The 19,383-nt window shown below is 64.3% G+C and carries 15 protein-coding genes; 11 read left to right on the forward strand and 4 right to left on the reverse strand.

The window, feature by feature from the left end:
* Positions 1-1,653: SpoIID/LytB domain-containing protein (locus tag ACIBJI_RS27480; RefSeq protein ID WP_397086517.1), on the reverse strand; the 1,653-nt coding region annotated here is incomplete at its 3' end.
* 266 nt (positions 1,654-1,919) lie between these two features.
* Here ACIBJI_RS27480 and ACIBJI_RS27485 point away from each other — a divergent pair.
* Positions 1,920-4,316: an N-acetylmuramoyl-L-alanine amidase gene (locus ACIBJI_RS27485; RefSeq protein ID WP_397086519.1), complete on the forward strand. Its 2,397-nt coding sequence runs from the start codon at positions 1,920-1,922 to the stop codon at positions 4,314-4,316.
* 98 nt (positions 4,317-4,414) lie between these two features.
* On the opposite strand, the gene ACIBJI_RS27490 is transcribed toward ACIBJI_RS27485, so the two are convergent.
* Both ACIBJI_RS27490 and ACIBJI_RS27495 read right to left on the reverse strand, forming a co-directional pair.
* A complete protein-coding gene (locus ACIBJI_RS27490; protein ID WP_397086653.1) occupies positions 4,415-5,215 on the reverse strand; it encodes an HAD family hydrolase in 801 nt (266 codons plus the stop codon).
* 74 nt (positions 5,216-5,289) lie between these two features.
* Complete coding sequence (locus ACIBJI_RS27495) at positions 5,290-6,237, reverse strand: hypothetical protein (protein ID WP_397086521.1); 948 nt, start codon at positions 6,235-6,237, stop codon at positions 5,290-5,292.
* A gap of 162 nt (positions 6,238-6,399) precedes the next feature.
* Between ACIBJI_RS27495 and ACIBJI_RS27500 the strand changes: the two genes are divergently transcribed.
* The 9 genes from ACIBJI_RS27500 (at position 6,400) to ACIBJI_RS27540 (ending at position 17,819) form a co-directional block, all read left to right on the forward strand.
* Complete coding sequence (locus ACIBJI_RS27500; protein WP_364349416.1) at positions 6,400-7,377, forward strand: ABC transporter permease; 978 nt, start codon at positions 6,400-6,402, stop codon at positions 7,375-7,377.
* A gap of 106 nt (positions 7,378-7,483) precedes the next feature.
* The gene (locus tag ACIBJI_RS27505; RefSeq protein WP_364349413.1) at positions 7,484-8,461 is read left to right on the forward strand and encodes an ABC transporter permease; all 978 of its coding nucleotides are present in this window, start codon (positions 7,484-7,486) and stop codon (positions 8,459-8,461) included.
* Positions 8,458-10,326, forward strand: coding sequence for an ABC transporter ATP-binding protein (locus ACIBJI_RS27510; RefSeq protein ID WP_364349410.1), 1,869 nt, complete (start codon positions 8,458-8,460; stop codon positions 10,324-10,326). The genes ACIBJI_RS27505 and ACIBJI_RS27510 overlap by 4 nt, the downstream gene beginning before the upstream one ends.
* A 12-nt stretch (positions 10,327-10,338) precedes the next feature.
* On the forward strand, positions 10,339-12,012 hold the full coding sequence (locus ACIBJI_RS27515) for an ABC transporter family substrate-binding protein (protein WP_397086524.1): 1,674 nt from the start codon (positions 10,339-10,341) through the stop codon (positions 12,010-12,012).
* The gene (locus ACIBJI_RS27520; protein ID WP_397086526.1) at positions 12,009-13,694 is read left to right on the forward strand and encodes an ABC transporter family substrate-binding protein; all 1,686 of its coding nucleotides are present in this window, start codon (positions 12,009-12,011) and stop codon (positions 13,692-13,694) included. The genes ACIBJI_RS27515 and ACIBJI_RS27520 overlap by 4 nt, the downstream gene beginning before the upstream one ends.
* Positions 13,691-15,349: an ABC transporter family substrate-binding protein gene (locus ACIBJI_RS27525; RefSeq protein ID WP_364349401.1), complete on the forward strand. Its 1,659-nt coding sequence runs from the start codon at positions 13,691-13,693 to the stop codon at positions 15,347-15,349. Before ACIBJI_RS27520 ends, ACIBJI_RS27525 begins: the two co-directional genes overlap by 4 nt.
* A complete protein-coding gene (locus tag ACIBJI_RS27530) occupies positions 15,346-16,164 on the forward strand; it encodes a hypothetical protein (RefSeq protein WP_397086528.1) in 819 nt (272 codons plus the stop codon). The genes ACIBJI_RS27525 and ACIBJI_RS27530 overlap by 4 nt, the downstream gene beginning before the upstream one ends.
* Before the next feature lie 123 nt (positions 16,165-16,287).
* Positions 16,288-17,010 carry a GntR family transcriptional regulator gene (locus ACIBJI_RS27535; RefSeq protein ID WP_364349395.1) on the forward strand — a complete coding sequence of 241 codons (723 nt, stop codon included), beginning with the start codon at positions 16,288-16,290 and terminating at the stop codon, positions 17,008-17,010.
* Positions 17,011-17,126: 116 nt separating this feature from the next.
* On the forward strand, positions 17,127-17,819 hold the full coding sequence (locus ACIBJI_RS27540) for a sterol desaturase family protein (RefSeq protein ID WP_397086530.1): 693 nt from the start codon (positions 17,127-17,129) through the stop codon (positions 17,817-17,819).
* A gap of 91 nt (positions 17,820-17,910) precedes the next feature.
* Here ACIBJI_RS27540 and ACIBJI_RS27545 read toward each other — a convergent pair whose 3' ends face one another.
* Positions 17,911-18,468 carry a TetR/AcrR family transcriptional regulator gene (locus tag ACIBJI_RS27545; RefSeq protein WP_364349389.1) on the reverse strand — a complete coding sequence of 186 codons (558 nt, stop codon included), beginning with the start codon at positions 18,466-18,468 and terminating at the stop codon, positions 17,911-17,913.
* 115 nt (positions 18,469-18,583) lie between these two features.
* Between ACIBJI_RS27545 and ACIBJI_RS27550 the strand changes: the two genes are divergently transcribed.
* The gene (locus ACIBJI_RS27550; RefSeq protein WP_397086532.1) at positions 18,584-19,339 is read left to right on the forward strand and encodes a carboxymuconolactone decarboxylase family protein; all 756 of its coding nucleotides are present in this window, start codon (positions 18,584-18,586) and stop codon (positions 19,337-19,339) included.
* Positions 19,340-19,383 lie beyond the last annotated feature (44 nt).

The raw sequence follows: 19,383 nt of genomic DNA on the forward strand, positions 1-19,383 counted from the left end.
GCTCCCGGGCACAACACTCCCGAGCGCGCCATTCGCACCACCCGACAACGCGCCCTCGCGCGAAATATCGCCGCCAGGCAGCACGCTCCCGGGCACAACACTCCCGAGCGCGCCATTCGCACCACCCGACAACGCGCCCTCGCGCGAAATATCGCCGCCAGGCAGCACGCTCCCGGGCACGGCACTCTCAGGCGCGCCATTCGCACCACCGGACAACGCGCCCTCGGGGGATATGTTGCCTCCGGGCAGCACGCTTGAAGGCGCACCATTCGCGCCAGGCGGCGCCGCGCTTCCGGGTAGCACGCTTTCAGGTAAACCGCTCGCACCACCATCGGGCACAGCACTCTTGGGTGCGCTATTCGCGCCGGGCGGTGTGGCGCGCTCGTTGCTGCCCGGCGGGGCGGTGCTGCGCGGCTTGTCCTCACGTGTGTCCGGCACCAGCTGCATCAGCGTCGTGAAGTCGACGACCTGGGCGCCGAGCGTCGGCGTCGCGATGATGACGCCGTTGGTGAAAAGCCGGTAGGTGCCGGCGTTTTGGGGTAGGGCGAGCTCTGGGCCGAGTGGCTGGCCGACCGGACTGCTCGCGCCGCCGATCCGGCGGTATTCGGCATCGATCGGAGATTCGGCGACGAGAGATTGCTTGCGCGGATCCACGGGTGTTGCTGCGCCGACCACCGGGATGCCGAGCTCGGCGGGGGTCGGTCCGACATCGAAGGCGTAGATATCGGCAGGCTCTCCACCGTCCGGTGCACAGGAGTACTCCGAACGCAGAATTCGGCCGTCGCGCAATAGCACCGTTCCCGCGGTCGACGCGATGACAGCAGTCGCGCGCGGATCCTCCTTGGCGGTGCCGGGATACTCCTGGCAGTCGGTGCTATCACAGGTCTGCGCGTACGAGTAACGGTGTTCGGCAAGCGCATACGAACGTGCCGCGATCGCCTGTGCGCGAAGAGCTTCCGTCGCGCCCTTGTCGACCCAGTTGGCCTGCACCTCGGCCGGGACGACGCCGAGCAGATAGTCCTCGACATCGACGCGATTCACCGTGCGCGCCTTACCGTTTTCCATCGCGACACCGAGTGAGCCGCGATATGCCGAACCGCCGCACAGGGTCAGATGTTCGGCGGCGGGACGGTTCGGACGCGGGTTGAGCGGGTAGATCCACGGGTCGGCGGTCGCCCGCTGCCACAGCACCTCACCGTCACAGCCCGCCGTGACAACCACATTCGCGCCGCCGTCGGGCAGCGCGGTGAGATGCGCGACCTGGCCTCGCGGCAGCATTTGGCCCGCGACCCGCAATCCGGCGTCGGCATAGGCGTCCAGCGTCGAGTCGTCCTGGGCGAACAGCCGCACCCCGACGGTGGTCGCCGAGACTTTGCCGAGCGTCGCGCCCGGGTAGTAGTGATCGAGGATTCGCTCGGCGGCCCAGCCCTCGAGGGCGCTGTCGAACGCGCCGACCTGACTCATCCCGCGCCCGTGGCCCGGCCCCGCCATCGGCCGGACATGGGCGTCGCCCGGCCAGACCCAGAACGCGAGTACGGTGCCGACCAACACGGCCGCACCACCGGTGACCAGCGCCGGACGGATGGAAATCGGAGTTCCTGATATCCGCCGCCGACCAATTCGGTCGCGCGGCGCACTCGTTTTCAGTCGCAATTTTCGCTCCCCCCGCGTCGTGTCATTCCGGTGCCGTTTGCTTCGCATCCGTTCACTCCCACGGTTTCCGGGACCTGGTCGGTTCGATACCCGTCGGCATGTCGTTCCATCTGGTCGCAAATCGAGAGCTACATTCGAGCAATCAAATAATAATCCTCAACCAGAGGTTTAGATATGTGACAGTTGTGAACTAGTGTGGTTGTTGATGCATCAGGAAGCAACCCTGACATCCATGCAGATGATCGCTCGGTTCGACCTGATTGGAGATGCTCGTGCCGTACCGCAAACCGAAACGTTCCTACGTACTCCCGGTTGTCACCACACTTGCGGTAGCGGCCCCGCTCGCGACTTTCACGCTGAGCGACTCGACCGATTACCGTCCGACAACTGGTAGCGATCCCGCCGCAATCCCCGCGCAATTGGCCGAGGTGGTCCTGACCACGGTCCCCGACATCACCCTTCCGCTGCGCGAACTCACCGGTCTCGACCTGCCTGATCTGCATCTTTCGGATCTACGCATGCTGCCGATTCCGGAATCCATTCCGGTTCCCGAAGGTTTGCCGCTGCCACCCGGCGTCGAGCTACCGAAGGAAATTCCACTACCCAAGCTCGATTCCGGACAGAGCACACCGAGCCAATCGGTACCCGGCCAAAACGTTCCCGGCCAATCGCTACCCGGCCAAACAGTTCCGGGCGGAAGCACCCCCGGTCAATCGCTTCCCGGTCAAACCACGCCAGGTCAATCGACAACCGGCCAAACCATCCCGGGCCAAAACACCCCCACCCAGTCACTGCCCGGCCAAACAATTCCGGGCCAAGATACCCCCCGCCAATCGCTTCCCGGTCAATCCACACCTGGTCAATCGACAACCGACCAGATCATCCCGGGTCAATCGACTCCAGACCAGAGCATCCCAGCTCAGACCCCCTCACCAACTCAGGGCACCACTGGTCAACCACCCCAAAGCCGTTCCACAGCCGCTTTCATCGCCGATCCCACCCAGGTCGAGCCCGACGTCACCCCCGACACGCCGGCACTGGCACCCGGCGCCGTCCCGCCGGAACTCCTCAGCCAGGTCGGCGCACAGGTCAAGGAAGTCAGCCGCGATACCCCGTTCAGCGTGGTCGCACTGACCGCGCACGATCTGGTGAATACCAAGGCATTGGTGCGGGCCCGCCAGTCCGATGGCACCTGGGGTTCCTGGTACGACACCGAAGCCGTCGACACCCGTCGCAACGATCGGGCGACCGGCGGCTCCACCGGCACCGAACCGATCTACGTCGGCAATACCAAGTCCGTGCAGATCCTGGTGACCCGCAAGCCGGCCGTGGCGAACGTGCCTCATCCCCCCGTCGCGGGTGACGCGGAGGGCGCCGTGCCGATGCTGCCCACCCCGGCCGCCGGGCGCTCGGATGATCCGGCCCAGACCGCCGCCGAACTGACGGCCGTGCTGATCGATCCGGGCCGCGGCGCGATCGACGGAACGCTCAACAATGTCGCCGCGGCGCTGCCCGGCGGCGGACCCAATGTCATCAGCCGATCCCAGTGGGGCGCGGACGAATCCATCCGCTGCGAAGAACCCACCTACGACGACCAGCTCGGCGGCCTCACCGTGCACCACACCGCGGGCCGCAACGACTACACCCCGGCCGAATCGGCGGGCATCGTCCGCGCGATCTACACGTATCACGCAAAAACGTTGGGCTGGTGCGATATCGGCTACAACGCGCTGGTCGACAAGTACGGCCAGATCTTCGAGGGCCGTTTCGGCGGACTTGATCGCCCGGTGCAGGGCGCGCACGCGGGTGGATTCAACGAGAACACCGCAGGCGTCGCGCTGATGGGCAACTACGAGTCCGAGGAACCGTCGGAAGAGGCGATCAATGCGATCGGCCGGTTCATCGGGTGGCGGTCCAAGATCGCCGGGCTGGATCCCAAGGGGTACACCACGATGTATTCCGAGGGCACCGATTTCACCTCCTATGCGCAGGGTGAGGCGGTTCGGTTGCCGGTGGTGTTCGCGCACCGCGACGTCGGCAATACCAGCTGCCCCGGTGACTCCGCCTACGCGGATATGGACCGCATTCGGGATATCGCGGCGGGCATATCGGCATCATCCGGCACCGCCACCAAGCCACAACAGCAGGCACAAGCGCCGACCACCCAGCAGCCCCAAATGCAGATCGCCCCGCAGACCCAGACCGATATCGCCGCGCTGGCCGCACTCACGGCCAAGCTGCTCGGCATGGTGAATCAGAATCCGATCGCCAAGCACTGGGCCGATAAAGGCGGTCCGGATGGTCCGCTCGGCGCGGCCACCTCGGAGCCGATGCCCGCCGCGCAGGGGCAGCAGTACGCGAAGTTCGTCAACGGGTACGTCTATACCGCACCGAATGGTCAGATATTCGAGGTGCTCGGCGCGATCCTGGATCGCTTCCTCGCCCTCGGCGGGGATGCCGGGGTTCTCGGGGGGCCGATGAGCAACACCTACCCGGTACCGAACGGACTGCGCACCGATTTCCAGTACGGCTCACTGGTTCTCAACCAGCTGACCGGCATCGTCACCACCGTTTGGAAGACCTACAACGACACCTACCAGCATCAGGTCAACCGCAACTCGGTCGGCCACGTCGCGGCGCCAGCCCCCGCACCGGCGGGCTGACACAGACGATCGCGCGGTGCTGGTGGGCCACTCAGCGCCCTCGGCGGGAGGTACACACACTTACGTTGCGGAAATCCTTGGGATGCAGTGGGTTCGGTTCAGACCCACCAGCGCTCGAGAACCTGCGCGACACCGTCTTCGTTGTTAGCCGCCGTGATCTCGTCCGCAGCGGCGATCGCCTCCGGATGCGCGTTGGCCATCGCGACGCCGTGGCCGACCATGCTCAGCATCGGAACGTCGTTGGGCATATCGCCGAATGCGATGATCGCGGAATGCTCGACACCGAGGCGTTGAGCGACGATGGCCAGGCCGGAGGCCTTGGTGACACCGGGTGCGGAAACTTCGATCAGGCCGTGGTCGGTCGAGTAGGTGATGTCGGCGCGGTCGCCGATGAGCGGTGCGAGGACCGCGCGCATATCGGCGCTGAGGGCGCCGCGTAGTCGAACCAGCATCTTGATCGCGGGCGCATCGATGACCTCGGCGCGCGAGACCTCGGTGTCATCCGGATTCAGCCAGGCATGTTCGTATTCCGGCGAACTGACGAATTGTGGCGTCACGGCGTCATGGGCGCTCTCACCGACGCGTTCGGCGGCGAGGCCACAGCCGGGCAGTGCGCGTTCGGCCAGGTCGGCGATCCAGGCGAGGGTATCCACATCCAGGGTCCGGCTGGTGAGTACCCGGTCGGCGGCGCTGTCGTAGATCACCGCTCCATTGCCGCAGACGCACAGTGGCGCATAGCCGAGCCCCTCGACCACCGGATCGATCCAGCGCGGCGGCCGTCCGGTGGCGAGCACGAACGGCACCCCATCGGTGATCAGGGCTGCCACGGCCACCTTGGTTCGCGCGGTGACCCGCTCGTCGTGATCGATGAGGGTGCCGTCCACATCGGTGGCAACCATCTTCGGCTTGGGCAGGTGCAGGCGCGTCACCTATTCCATCCTGCCGGAAGACCATCTCGGCGCGATCGCGGCTATCACTGCGACGGCGGACGCCGCCACGGGGAGTCCTCGGCCTGCGTCGGATCGGACTGCCGTTTCACCAGATTCGACGGCGGGGAAACCGGCGCTGCCTGCGGATTCGCCCCCGACTGCGGCTGCACGTCCGCCTGATCGGTACCTGAATACCCCGCTTGGGGATACGGCTGCGCAGCCGGGACATCAGCTGAAGGACCGTAATGCGGATAGGGCGACGGCGGATACGGCGTCGGGCCGGATGAAGAGCCGGCCGGTGGCCCAGCAGCTCCAGACGGATACCCCGCGGGCGGCGCGACTGGTCCGTACGGATACGTCGCGACGGGCGGTGGCCACGCAGCTCCGGACGAAGAGCCGGCAGGTGGCCCAGCAGCTCCGGACGAATACCCCGTGGGCGGCGCGACTGGTCCGTACGGGTATGTCGCGACGGGCGGTGCGGCCACCGGACTGTAATTGAGCCAGCGCGTCGTCGGCGGCACGAGTGCGAGCACCGCGGTCGCGATCGGGAAGATCAGCCCGAACAGCCCGCCGATGCCGCCACTGATCTCGGCCGCGCTACCGCCCGAGGCGGTGTAGCGCAGAGTTATCGCATACCCCGCGATACCGGCGAACACCACCACCGCACATCCGGCCACCACGGGTACCCGACCGAGCGGCCGCCTGGTGAACATCATGACCGCGCCTGCACCGAGTAGGAACGCCGTGACCACGGCGATCGAACCGGTCACCAGCAGGTAGGTCTTGAACCAGCTCTGCGCGAACAAGCCGGTCGAGTCGTACTCCGCGAGATCACGGCCGAGGTCGCTCAGCCCGAGCACGATGTTGAAACCGCCGCCGAGCAATTGGCCAGCACTGCCGACACTCGCCAGCACCCCGGCCGTGATCGCGGTGCCACCGCCGGGTGCCGGTGCCGGGACCGATGGATAAGGCTCATATTGCGGATAACTCATTGAATCCCCCCTAAGAGCGCCGGGAAAAGCCTGGATGCACCGGTCTCCTCATAATCGAGGACATGCCGATCTCACGCGTGTCACACACGCTCGCACGCACGTCCTTATGATCAGGGGCTAATACTCGATGCTGGCCCGACCAGCCGTAGGACCAGAGGACTGATGACCGGCTTCCTGCTACGACGCGCGTTCAATTATGTCGTGCTGTTGCTGCTGGCTTCGTTCCTGACGTTCAGTCTGGCGTCGCTGACGTTCACGCCGCTGGACAGTCTCGAACAGCGCAATCCACGTCCGCCGCAGGCGGTGATCGATGCCAAGGCCGAACAGCTGCATCTCAACGAGCCGATCCCACAGCGCTATATCAGCTGGCTGAAGGGTATCCCGCAGGGTGACTTCGGCCAGACGCTGGCCGGTCAGCCGGTAAGTGAGGAGCTGCCGCGCCGGGTCCTGGTGAGTCTGCGGCTGCTGATCATCGGTTCGATCGTAGGCACGGTGCTCGGTGTTCTGATCGGTGCGGCCGGGGCGATCCGGCAATACAAATTCAGTGACTACTTCACAACGGTCGTATCCCTGCTGGTACTGAGCACGCCGGTGTTCCTGCTCGCCACCTTGTTGAAATACGGTGCGCTGGAAGTGAATACGCTGACCGGCTCGCAGATCTTCCTCTATACCGGCGAGACCTCGGCGAACAAGATCAACGGCTTCTTCCCGCAGTTGCTCGACCGCCTCCAGCATCTGGTGCTGCCGACGGCCGGTCTGGCCCTGGGGGCAATGGCCGGTTACAGCCGCTATCAGCGCAATGCCATGCTCGATGTGCTGCAGAGCGATTTCATCCGCACCGCCCGCGCCAAGGGCCTGACCCGCAACAAGGCGCTCTACAAGCACGGCCTGCGGACCGCACTGATCCCGATGGCGACGCTGTTCGCCTACAGCCTCGGCGGATTGATCACCGGCGCGACCTTCACCGAGAAGATCTTCGGCTGGCACGGCGTCGGCGAATGGCTGGTCAATTCGATCAACGCCCAGGATCTCTACGTCGTCGTCACGGTGACGGCGTTCGCCGGTCTTGTCGTACTGGTGTCGGGTCTGCTCTCCGATATCGTGTACGCGATTCTCGATCCCAGGGTGCGTGTGTCGTGAGTGAGCGCAGCGAACGAACCATCAACGTCGTGAGTGAGCGCAGCGAACGAACCATCAACACAGCACGGTCCGGCGTGACGGAGCCGAGCGCTAGCGAGGCGCAGTCATGACGGAAGCCGAAATCATCGTCCAGGGCGCGCCGGAGCCCGCTGCCGCCTCGGGTCGGCGCAGGCTGGTACTGCGGCGCTTCCTGCGCAATAAGGCCGCCGTCGCGGGCGTGATCATGCTGCTGATCCTGGTGCTGGTCGCCTATGTGCTGCCGTACTTCTGGACCTGGGACTATCAGGAACTCGACGGCACGGCACTGCGTAAACCGCCCTCTGCGAAGCATCCCTTCGGCACCGACGCCATCGGCCACGACGTACTCGCCCAAACCCTGCGCGGTATGCAGAAATCGCTGATCATCGGCTTCTGCGTCGCCCTCATCAGCACCACCATCGCGGCGCTGACCGGTTCGATCGCCGGACTCATCGGCGGTTTCACCGATAAGGCCATCATGTGGCTGGTCGACCTGCTGCTCGTGGTCCCGAGCTTCATCATCGTCGCGCTCTTCGCGCCGAAGACCAAGGGCAGCGGGTCCATCCTGCTGCTGATCCTGCTGCTGAGCGTCTTCGGCTGGATGATCAGCGCGCGCATCGTGCGCGGGCTGACCATGAGTCTGCGCGAACGCGAATTCGTCAAGGCCGCACGGTATATGGGCGCGCCGATCAGGACGGTGATCCTGAGCCATATCCTGCCGAATATCGCCTCGATCCTCATCATCGACACCACACTGTCGGTGGGCGCTTCGATCATGGCCGAAACCGGTTTGAGCTTCCTCGGATTCGGTGTGCAGTCGCCGGATGTCTCGCTCGGCACGCTCATCGCGTCGGGCACCGCATCGGCGCTCACCTTCCCCTGGCTGTTCATGTTCGCCGGTGGACTGCTGATCGTCATCGTGCTTTCGGCGAATCTGGTCGGTGACGGGTTGCGTGACGCATTCGACCCCAGTGCCAAACGGGCTCGCTCGCGCAAGAAGGCTGGGTCCGAAAAGAAGGCTGGGTCCGAAAAGAAGGCTGGGTCGGAAAAGAAGGTAGTCGCATGACGGGCGATAAAGTCGCCAGCGAGAAGAACTCCACCGCACCGCTGTTGGAGGTCTCCGATCTGCGGGTCTCCTTCCCCAGTGAAGAGGGCCGCATCGATGCGGTACGCGGGGTGAACTACACCGTCTCCGATGGTGAAGTGCTCGCGATCGTCGGCGAATCCGGATCCGGTAAGTCGGTGTCCTCGCTCGCGGTGATCGGATTGCTGCCGGAGCAGGCGCGGATCAACGGCTCCATCCGGCTGCGCGGGCGCGAACTGCTCGGCCTCGGCGATCGCCAATTGTCCAAGCTGCGTGGACGTTCCATCAGCATGGTGTTCCAGGACCCGCTCTCGGCGCTGACGCCGGTGTATCGGGTCGGCGATCAGGTCGCCGAAGCGCTGCTGGCACATACGGATATGACCAGTCGAGAGGCCTCGGCACGGGCCGTTGAACTGCTGGATCTGGTCGGTATTCCGGAACCGGCCTTGCGCGCCAAGGCATTTCCGCACGAGTTCTCCGGTGGTATGCGCCAGCGGGTGGTCATCGCCATGGCCATTGCCAATGATCCCGCGCTGATCATCTGCGATGAGCCGACCACCGCACTCGATGTGACGGTGCAGAAGCAGATCCTGAATCTGCTGCGCAAGGCGCGCGATATCACCGGCGCCGGTGTCATCATGATCACCCACGATATGGGCATCGCCGCCACGCTCGCCGATCGGGTCGCGGTGATGTATGCCGGAAAGATCGTCGAAACCGCACCGGCGGCAGAGCTTTTCGCCGCACCGCGGATGCCGTATACGGTCGGTCTGCTCGGCTCGATTCCGCGCATGGACGGTCCGTCCCGCAGCCCGCTGATCCCGATCGTCGGCGCACCGCCGGCCATGCACGCACTGCCGCCGGGTTGCTCCTTCGCACCGCGCTGCCCCATCGCGATCGATGACTGCCGTGCGGCCGAGCCGCCGCTGGAGAAGACCGGACCCGGCCACTCAGCCGCCTGCATCCGCACCGCCGAAGTCACCTCCGCCGATCTTTTCGAGGCCTACCGCCAGGAGATTTCGGAGCCGAGCGCCGAAGCTGATACCGATGAGCGTGTGGTGCTGCGGGTTTCGGATCTGGTGAAGACCTACCCGATCACCTCGGGTGTGGTGTTCAAGCGCCGCAAGGGTGAGGTCCGCGCCGTCGACGGCATCAGCTTCGAGGTGCGCGCCGGGCGCACATTGGCGCTGGTCGGCGAATCCGGATCCGGAAAATCCACCACACTCACCCAGATTCTCGACCTGGTGAAACCGCAAGCGGGCACCATCGAGATCATGGGCAGCGATATCGCTACCCTGACCAAGGCGCGCAAGCGGGAGATCCGCCGGAAGATGCAGATCGTCTTCCAGGATCCGACGGCCGCACTGGATCCGCGACTGCCGATCTTCGACGTGCTCGCCGAACCGATGCGCATCGATGGCCGTCCCCGCACCGAAATCGCCAAGCGGATACCGCAATTGCTCGAACAGGTCGGTCTGCGGCCCGAGCACGCGGACCGCTATCCGGCCGACTTCTCCGGTGGCCAGAAGCAACGGATCAGCATTGCCCGTGCGCTGGCCCTGGATCCGGAGATTCTCGTGCTGGACGAACCGGTGTCGTCACTGGATGTGTCGATCCAGGCGGGCGTGCTGAATCTGCTGCGCAACCTGCAGACCGAACACGGTCTGTCCTATCTGTTCGTCTCGCACGATCTTTCGGTGGTCCGCAATCTGGCCCACGATATCGCGGTGATGTATCGCGGGAAGATCGTCGAGGCCGGGCCCGCCGAACAGATCTTCGACCGCCCGAGCAACGAATACACCCGGGCGTTGATCGATGCGGTCCCGGTGCCGGTCGTCAGCCGATAGAGGGAGAGCGCGATGCGATCGAGAACCCGAACCAAATGGGCGGCACCGGTTGTCGCACTGGTTCTGATCGCGGCGGGTTGTGGTTCGGGCGGCGATTCGACGGCGGGGCTGTCGGATACGCTCGGCACCACCAATGACATCAATCCAAAGAGCGTCGACGAGGTCCGCGACGGTGGGAATCTGCGGCTGGCTACCACGTCGTATCCGGCCAACTGGAACACCCTGTCCAATGACGGTAACGACGGCGAGATAGCCGATATCGAACGGCCGCTGATGCCGCGCGCGTTCGACACGGACGCGGCGGGCGAATTGTCCATCAACAAGGACTATTTCACCGATGTCGCGCTGACCAACACCAACCCGCAGCAGGTCACCTACACCATCAACCCGAAGGCGGTCTGGTCCGACGGCAATCCGATCACCTGGGAAGACATCAAATCCGAGGCCAATGCGCTCAGCGGTAGGGACAAGCGGTTCCTGATCGCCATCACCAACGGTTTCGAATTCGTGGACAAGGTGGAGCGCGGCGTCGACGATCGCCAGGCCGTCCTGACCTTCAGCCATCCCTACGCCGAATGGCGCGGTCAATTCGCGGGTAATGCCTCGCTGTTCCCGAAATCCGTGACCACCGAACCGGATTCGTTCAACAACAGCCTGGCCGATGCGATGGGGCCCAGCGCCGGACCGTTCCAGGTCGTCGCCACCGACCGGTCGCAGGGCCGAATCGTGCTCGGCCACAACCCGAAATGGTGGGGCACCGAACCCAAACTCGACACCATCACCTACAGCGTGCTCGACCACACGGCCTGGACGACGGCGCTACAGAACAACGAACTCGACCTGGTGCAATTGACCACGGTCGACGACGTCCAGACGGTGCGCAATACCGGCGGCCTGGTGGTGCGCCGCGCGCCCGGCAATCGCTGGCGCCACATCACCTTCAATGGCGCGCCGGGGTCTATCCTGTCCGATGCCAAGGTGCGCGTTGCCATTTCGAAGGCCATCGATCGGCAGGCGATCGTCACCGCGATTCAGAACGGGCTGGTGGAGAATCCGAAGCCGCTGAACAATCACATCTTCCTGCAGGGTCAGGCGGGCTATCAGGACAATAGTCTCGGCTTCGATCCGACCGCCGCGGCGCGCGAACTCGACGAGGCGGGGTGGAAGCTCAACGGCGATGTGCGCGAGAAGGACGGGCGCAGGCTCGTCATCCGCGATGTCATGTACAACGATCCGACCTGGGTGCAGGTCGCCCAGATCATCCAGCAGAACCTCGCCGAAATCGGCGTGGGACTGACCATCGACACCAAGCCGGGGGCGGGCTACTTCACCGATGTCATCCAGCCCGGTGATTTCGATGCCGCTCAGTTCATCTGGGTGGGTGATGCGTTCGCGTTCGCCAGTATTCGACAGGCGTACTACTACGACCCGAACGATTTGCAGGGCAATTACGCCCGCGTCGGCTCGCCGGAACTCAATGCCCTGATCGATCGCACCCTCTCGGAACTGGATCCGGCGAAGGCGCTCGAGCTGGCCAACGAGGTGGATCGCAAGGTTTTCGAGGAGGGTCATTCGCTGCCACTGATGCAGAGCGACGGCAGCTTCGGCGTCCGCGCGAATCTCGCCAATATCGGTTCCCCCGGCCTCGCGTCCTACGACTACACCAAGATCGGATTCGTGAAATGACAACAGCACGCATCGCCCGGCAGCACCGGGTGGGAATTCGGATCGCGGCGCCCGCCGTCGCCATCGCGCTGATTCTGTCCGGGTGCGGGTCGGGCGATGACGTGACGGCGGGTTCCAGCTCGATCGGCACGGCCAATGACATCAATCCGAAGGACGCCGGCGAACTGCGCGAGGGCGGGAATCTGCGGCTGGCGCTGACGAACTTCCCGGCGACCTTCAATGCATCCCACGTCGACTCCGACGGTGAGGTTTCCGATCTGGTGGGGTGGGCGTTGCCGGGTTCGGTCAAATCCGATGCGGCGGGCAGTATCACCACCGACACCAACTATTTCACCGAGATCAAACTCACCAATACGAATCCGCAGACCATTATCTACACGATCAATCCCAAGGCGGTCTGGACCGATGGGACGCCGATCACCTGGGAAGATCTGAAATCTCAGGCCGAAGCGCTCAGTGGGCGCAACCCAGCTTTCCAGGTGGCGGCGACCCAGGGTTACGCCCAGATCGGCACGGTCGAACGCGGTGTCGACGACCGGCAGGCGATCGTCACCATGGCCCAGCACTATGCGGAATGGCAGGGCATCTTCAGCACGGTCTACCCCAAGGCCTCGACCGCGACCCCGCAGGCCTTCGACGACGTCAACCGCAACGGTCTGCCGGTTTCGGCGGGGCCGTTCACGATCACCTCGATCGATAAGGCGCAGCAGCGAATCGTATTGAGCCGCAATCCGAAATGGTGGGGCGATACGCCGAAGCTGGATACGGTCACCTACAGCGTGCTCGACTACTCGGCCCGGCTGAACGCGCTGCAGAACAACGAACTGGATTCGGCGTCGGTCTCGGGCATCGATGAGGTCAAGACCGCCTCGAACGCGCCCGGTATCAAGGTGCGCCGCGCGCCCGCGCCGCGGTTCTCGCACTTCACCTTCAATGGCGCGCCCGGCTCGATCCTCGCGGATCCGAAGCTGCGCGTCGCCATTTCGAAGGGTATCGATCGGCAGGCCATCGCGACCTCATCCCAACAGGGCGTCGTGGTCGATCCCAAGCCGCTCGACAACCACATCTTCATGGTCGGTCAGAAGGGCTACCAGGACAATGCGGCAGCGGTGGCCTACAACCCCGACCAAGCCGCCAAAGAACTCGATGACCTGGGGTGGAAGCTCAACGGTGACGTCCGCGAAAAGGACGGCCGCAAGTTGGAAATCCGCGATGTGATGTACCAGCAGGAGAGCTGGGTGCAGATGGCCCAGATCGCTCAGCAGAATCTGGCCAAGATCGGCGTCAAGCTGGTCATCCAGACCTACCCGGGCAATGGACTTTTCACCGATGTGGTCGATCCGGGCAACTTCGACATCGTCCAGTTCACCTGGAGCGGTGGCATTCTCCCGCTCGGTGCGCTGCCGCAGATCTACGCCTTCGACCCGGCGAATACGTTGAGCAATAAGGGCAAGATCGGCTCGCCCGAACTCAATGCGCTGATCGAGCGGACAATCGCCGAACTCGATCCCGATAAGGCCATCGAGTTGGCGAACGAATGCGACAAGATGATCTTCGAGGAGGGCTTCTCGCTGCCCATCGTGCAATCCGCGGGCACCGTCGCGGTGCGCGAGGGGCTGGCCAATTACGGCGCCTTCGGCCTCGCGTCGGCGGATTACACGAAAGTCGGGTTCGAGAAATGAGATTCGCAACCGCGGTGGCAGTGCCGGTTGTCGCGCTCGGCCTGATCGCGACCGGTTGTTCCGACAACAGCATCACCCCGGGCACGGTGGATATCGGCAGCACCAATGACATCAATCCGAAGGATCGCGGCGAACTGCGCGACGGCGGCAATCTTCGGCTGGCACTGAGCTCGTTCCCCGAGTCGTTCAACTATCTGCACGTCGACGGCAATACCGAAAGCACTGCCTCCGCTATCAATCCGACGCTGCCGTCGCCGTGGGTCAGCAACGCGGCGGGTGAGCTGACGGTCGACCACAATTACTTCACTGATATCAAGCTGACCAATACCAACCCCCAGCAGGTCACCTATACGATCAACCCGAAGGCCGTATGGTCCGATGGCAGCCCGATCACCTGGGAGGACCTGCGATCGGAGGCGGCCGCGCTCAGCGGCAAGGATCCCGGTTTCCTCATCTCGTCATCGAGTGGATTCGACCGGGTCGGGAAGGTCGAGCGCGGCGTCGATGATCTGCAGGCGATCGTCACTTTCGATAAGCCGTACGCCGAATGGCAGGGGCAGTTCTCACCGCTGTACCCCAAGGCGGTCACCGCGAATCCGGAGGCATTCAGCAATCTCGACCGCGACGGACTGCCGGTCAGTTCCGGGCCGTTCGTCGTTACCTCCATCGATCGCGCGCAGAACCGGATCACCCTGGGGCGCAATCCGAAATGGTGGGGCGATACGCCGAAGCTGGACACCATCACGCTGAGCGTGCTCGACGATTCCGCGGTGCTGCCCGGTATCCAGAACAACGAGATCGACTACGCGTACATGTCCGGGATCGAGAATGTGACCGGTGCGCGGAATTCGAAGAATGTGGTCATCCGGCGTACCCCCGAGCCGAGTTGGTCGCATCTGACCTTCAACGGCGCACCCGGCGGGCTGCTGTCGGATCCGCAACTGCGGATTGCCGTTTCGAAGGCGATCGATCGGCAGGCGCTGGTGAGCGCCGCCCAGAACGGTGTCGTCGACAACCCGACGCCGCTGAACAACCACATCTACATGAAGGGCCAGAAGGGCTACCAGGACAATTCGGCCCCCATCGCCTTCGATCCGGATGAGGCGGCGCGAATGCTCGACGCGCTCGGCTGGAAGCTCAATGGCGACGTTCGCGAAAAGGACGGCCGCAAACTCGAATTGCGCGATGTGATGTACCAGCAGGAAGCCTGGGTGCAGACCGCGCAGATCGTGCAGCAGAACCTGGCGCGGGTCGGGGTGAAGATGACCATCCAAACCGTCCCCGGCAGCGGTTTGTTCAAGAATGTGATCGATCCAGGCAACTTCGATATCGCCCAGTTCAGCTGGGGCGGTAGCGTTCTCCCCTTGGGTGCGCTGCCGCAGATCTACGCCTACGATCCGGCGAATCTGATGGGCAATAAGGCTCGCATCGGCTCCCCGGAACTGAACGCGCTGATCGAACAGACCATTGCCGAACTCGATCCGGCGAAGGCCATCGACTTGGCGAACAAATGCGATCAGATGATCTTCGCCGAGGGCTATTCGGTGCCACTGCAGCAGGCCTCGGGCACCTACGCGGTGCGCGATAACCTCGCCAACTACGGCGCCTTCGGCCTCGCCTCGCCCGACTACACCAAAGTCGGCTTCCTGAAGTGAAATTCGGGCCGGGCCACCCGCTGGCCTATCCGGTCTCCGTGACGATCGGCGCTCTGGTTGTTTGTCTGGCCTGGGCGCCGTTCGGCGACTTGGACCAAGTTGCGGCATTGGCAACGGTTGCGCTGGGCATTTTGGGCTATACGGGTTTTCAGCTCGCTACGGCGTTGGGCATGCTGCCGAATGGATTGGCGGACATCGGTCCACGCCGAACGGATTCATCTCGCGGCGATGGCGATGGCGATGGCGGCTCACACCTCGATGCCGGCAGCTGCACAGACTGCGGCACCGGAAGCTCAGGTAGTAGCAGCGCGGATCGCGAGGCGGCAGGCCGCAGCAGCGCCCGTAGCGATGCCGCGCGCACCGTGGAGATCAAGCGAGTGCGACAGCAGCATCGGCTCGTCAGCCGTAGCTGGCTCGAGATCACCGAGAACTATCGAACTCGCTGGCTGCCGGTATTTTTCGACTCGACGATGCTCGGCATGACCGAGTCCGAAGCCGAGGTGACCGACCGATCCGTCGATAGCGCCAACCTGCACTTCTACCCATCCGGAAAGGCTCGCAGCTCCGAACCGCCCGGCCGCCTGATCGACAACCCATCCCGTCCCGATCCCGATGCTCCGATCCTCGCCAGCGACTCGGCTCGGGTTCGTCGCCGGCTACTGCTCGACGCCCAATCCACCGTCGCCGCCCCCTTCGTAGCCCTCATGTGGGTCTACATATCCGCAGGAGGCTTCATTGCCTTCCTCGCTGCCACCTCGGTAGCCGCCGCCACCGCCATCTGGCTCGCCGCCATTCGCGGGTCTGACCCGAGCTGACGGTACGCAGGGATTTGTTGCCAGGAAGTCCATCAGCCGACCGCACCAGTCGTGGCCCGGCGCGCGTCGAGTCAACTGGTATGACCACTTGACCTCCTGACCTTTTCGGCGGAGAGTGACGGTATGGCGTTGCAACCTGTGGTCAAGCGGTCGGTATCGGGAGATGTATTCGAGCAGATCGCGGCGGATGTGCTCAGTGGCGAGCTGGCCCCCGGCGCGACACTGCCCAGTGAGCGACAGTTGGCGCAGGCATTAGGTGTTTCGCGGCCCGCGGTGCGCGAGGCACTACAACGGCTCGCGGCGGCCGGACTGGTAGCGGTGCGACAGGGAGACGCGACCACCGTGCTGGATTACCGGCGCGGGGCCGGGCTCGAGGTGCTACCGCGGTTGCTGGTTCAGGCCGGTGAGCTGGAACCGAAGGTCGCGCGCAGCATTCTGGAGGCGCGGCTGCACAACGGACCCAAGGTGGCCGAACTAGCGGCAGCCCGACTGGCACAGACCGACCCGGAAGCCGTCCGCGACGAATTGCATCGCACCGTCGAAGCCCTCGCCGCCGAACAGGATCCGATCGCACAGCAGCGCCATGCGATGGAGTTCTGGGATCACATTGTCGACGCTGCCGATTCCATCGTCTTCCGGCTGATGTTCAACATGTTGCGCGCCGCCTATGAACCCGCGCTCGCGGCGCTGGCCCCGATCATGTCCGCCGAGGTCGGCAATGTCGACGCTTATCGCGAATTGGCCGCCGCCATCGTGGCGGGTCGGCCAGAACAGGCCGCCACCACGGCCCGGGCACTACTCGAACCGGCGACCACCGCCCTGATCGAAGTATTGGGAGGGCGCTGACCGCATCTACCGCCGACGTTGCCGTGCGGCGTCGGCAATCCGGATCGTCCTCAGCGGTTCGGAACACCCTTCGCTCGGTGCGCCACGGCACCGACCAGCTCCACCGAGGAACGACCATGACGAAACCACAGTCATCCAGCAAGAATGAGGCCCATCAGGACGGACGGCCGCTGCGCCGCGGCCTAACCCTGGCCGCCGCCTTCCGCGAATTCATTCGGCATCCCTCGCCCTGGCTGATCGGCACCACCCTGGTAGCGGCACTGGTCGCCCGAATCATTGTGGGCGACTGGCAATTGACCGATGCGCTGGTGCCCGTGGTCATGCTCGCGGTTTTCCCGGTCTTCGAATGGATCGTGCACGTCACGGTATTGCATTGGCGGCCGAAGCAACTCGGCCCGATTCCGATCGATAGCGAACTGGCGCGCAAACATCGTGAGCACCACGTGGATCCGCGCAATATCCCGCTGATCTTCATTCCGACCAAGACGCTTTCGGTACTGGTGGTGGTCCTGATCGCGATCGCGGTCCTGGCCTTCCCCCGGCTCGGCTCGGGCTTGACGTTCCTGCTGATGATCACCGTCCTCGGCCTTGCCTACGAGTGGACGCACTACCTGATCCACACCGACTACAAGCCGAAAGGCTCGCTCTACCGGGCGGTTTGGCGCAATCACCGCCACCACCACTACAAGAATGAGCACTACTGGTTCACCGTGACCACCTCCGGCACCGCCGACCGTCTACTCGGCACCTATCCCGATCCGGCGACCACGGAAACTTCCCCGACAGCCCGCCACCTGCACTCGGCCTGAAGTCCGCGCGCTGCGGAAAACCAGATCGACGGTCGTGGCGATTCCGGCCTTCTCGCCGTCGTTCGGTCAGGCGAGATCGTTATTCGCCGACTCAGTTTGCCGCGAGCAGACGTTGGGCAATGGCTCGGGCGCGGTCGGCGGCGGCCGGACTCGCCTCGCGAACGGATGTGACGATCGCACCGTCGACGAGGAGAGCGAACTCGGCCGCCAGCTCGGGAGCGTCGCAGCGGCCCGCGGCGGTGAGTAATTCGGTGAGGTAGTCGATGACACGGCGTTTGTGCCGGTCAGCGGCCCGGTGGGCGGCGGAGGTCGGATCGGCCACTTCGACCATGGTGTTGATGAAGGCGCAGCCGCGGAAGTCCTTGCGGGCGAAGCGTTGTGAGAGTGCGTCGAAAACGGCCAGGGGGCGGTCGACCGGATCGTTCGCATTTGCCTCGACCGAGTCCTTCAGCCATTCCAGCCAGCGCAGATCGCGTTCCTCGAGCACCGCGACAACCAGGTCGTCCTTGCTCGCGAAGTGGCGGTAGAAGGAGGCGCGGCCGACGCCGGACTCCTGGAGCAGGCGGTCGATCCCGACCGCCCGGATGCCCTCGGCGTAGAAGAGCTCTTCGGCGGTGGTGAGCAGTCGCTGCTTGGCCTGTGTTGCCATGCACTCACCGTAGCAGAACGGAACTGATCAGTACCGTCTTGACCATTTCAGAACCAATCAGTACCGTTCCAGTTCGGTACCGATCAGTACCATCACGTTCGAGTTTGGAGTCACGATGTCTCGGCTACCGCTTGTATCGACCGAAACTGCCGACGCCGAGCAGGCCGACCTGCTCAGCGAGGTGCATCGCCAACTGGGCCGGGTTCCGAATCTCTACGCCGCCATGGCGAACAGTCCCGCGACACTGCGCGGATACCTGAACATGCGCGACGCACTGACTCGCGGCAAGCTCTCCGCCCGCGTCCGCGAGCAACTCGCCCTGCTGGTCGCGAGCGAAAACGGTTGCGATTACTGCGTTGCCGCGCACAGCATGCGAGCGGGCCGGATGGGCTTCACCGAGGAAGCCATCGCGGCCACCCGCGAGGCGCACGCCGATGATCCGCACGCGGATGCGGTGCTGCGGGTCGCACGCGAGGTGCTGCGGTCGCACGGCCGCGTCGAGGATCGCGTCATCCACTCGGCCCGCGAGCGCGGCGTGAGCGATGCCGAGTTGAGCGAGGTGGTCGGCCACATCGCGCTGAATATCTTGTCGAACTACTTCAACCACGTCGCCCAGCCGGAACTGGACTTCCCTCCCGCCGAACCCACGAAAGGCAACACGATGACCGCGAAATGGCGTAAGGCCACCAAAGTTGCTCTGGTCGACGGATATTCACTGCTCGACCGGGATGGACAGCCGGTGCGCGCGATCGATGATGTCGAGATATCGATAGAAGGCGGATTCCTGCACGTCAAGGTCGCGGAGTCGGCCGAGGTGCAGGTGGTTTCCGCGCCCGCGGTGGCTCTGGTCGCCTACCGTCCCGAAGCCTGAACAGCGATAGCCGAGAGCCCGGCCCGGTCAATTACCGAGCCGGG

This window comes from Nocardia sp. NPDC050408 (genome assembly GCF_044458905.1).
GTDB lineage: Bacteria > Actinomycetota > Actinomycetes > Mycobacteriales > Mycobacteriaceae > Nocardia.

Coding starts and splice junctions, on each gene's coding strand:
- ACIBJI_RS27500 (WP_364349416.1), top strand. CDS start 6,400: ATGACCGGCTTCCTGCTACGACGCGCGTTCAATTATGTCGTGCTGTTG.
- ACIBJI_RS27490 (WP_397086653.1), bottom strand. CDS start 5,215: ATGGTTGCCACCGATGTGGACGGCACCCTCATCGATCACGACGAGCGG.
- ACIBJI_RS27510 (WP_364349410.1), top strand. CDS start 8,458: ATGACGGGCGATAAAGTCGCCAGCGAGAAGAACTCCACCGCACCGCTG.
- ACIBJI_RS27550 (WP_397086532.1), top strand. CDS start 18,584: ATGTCTCGGCTACCGCTTGTATCGACCGAAACTGCCGACGCCGAGCAG.
- ACIBJI_RS27525 (WP_364349401.1), top strand. CDS start 13,691: ATGAGATTCGCAACCGCGGTGGCAGTGCCGGTTGTCGCGCTCGGCCTG.
- ACIBJI_RS27505 (WP_364349413.1), top strand. CDS start 7,484: ATGACGGAAGCCGAAATCATCGTCCAGGGCGCGCCGGAGCCCGCTGCC.
- ACIBJI_RS27535 (WP_364349395.1), top strand. CDS start 16,288: ATGGCGTTGCAACCTGTGGTCAAGCGGTCGGTATCGGGAGATGTATTC.
- ACIBJI_RS27495 (WP_397086521.1), bottom strand. CDS start 6,237: ATGAGTTATCCGCAATATGAGCCTTATCCATCGGTCCCGGCACCGGCA.
- ACIBJI_RS27515 (WP_397086524.1), top strand. CDS start 10,339: ATGCGATCGAGAACCCGAACCAAATGGGCGGCACCGGTTGTCGCACTG.
- ACIBJI_RS27540 (WP_397086530.1), top strand. CDS start 17,127: ATGACGAAACCACAGTCATCCAGCAAGAATGAGGCCCATCAGGACGGA.
- ACIBJI_RS27545 (WP_364349389.1), bottom strand. CDS start 18,468: ATGGCAACACAGGCCAAGCAGCGACTGCTCACCACCGCCGAAGAGCTC.
- ACIBJI_RS27520 (WP_397086526.1), top strand. CDS start 12,009: ATGACAACAGCACGCATCGCCCGGCAGCACCGGGTGGGAATTCGGATC.
- ACIBJI_RS27485 (WP_397086519.1), top strand. CDS start 1,920: ATGCTCGTGCCGTACCGCAAACCGAAACGTTCCTACGTACTCCCGGTT.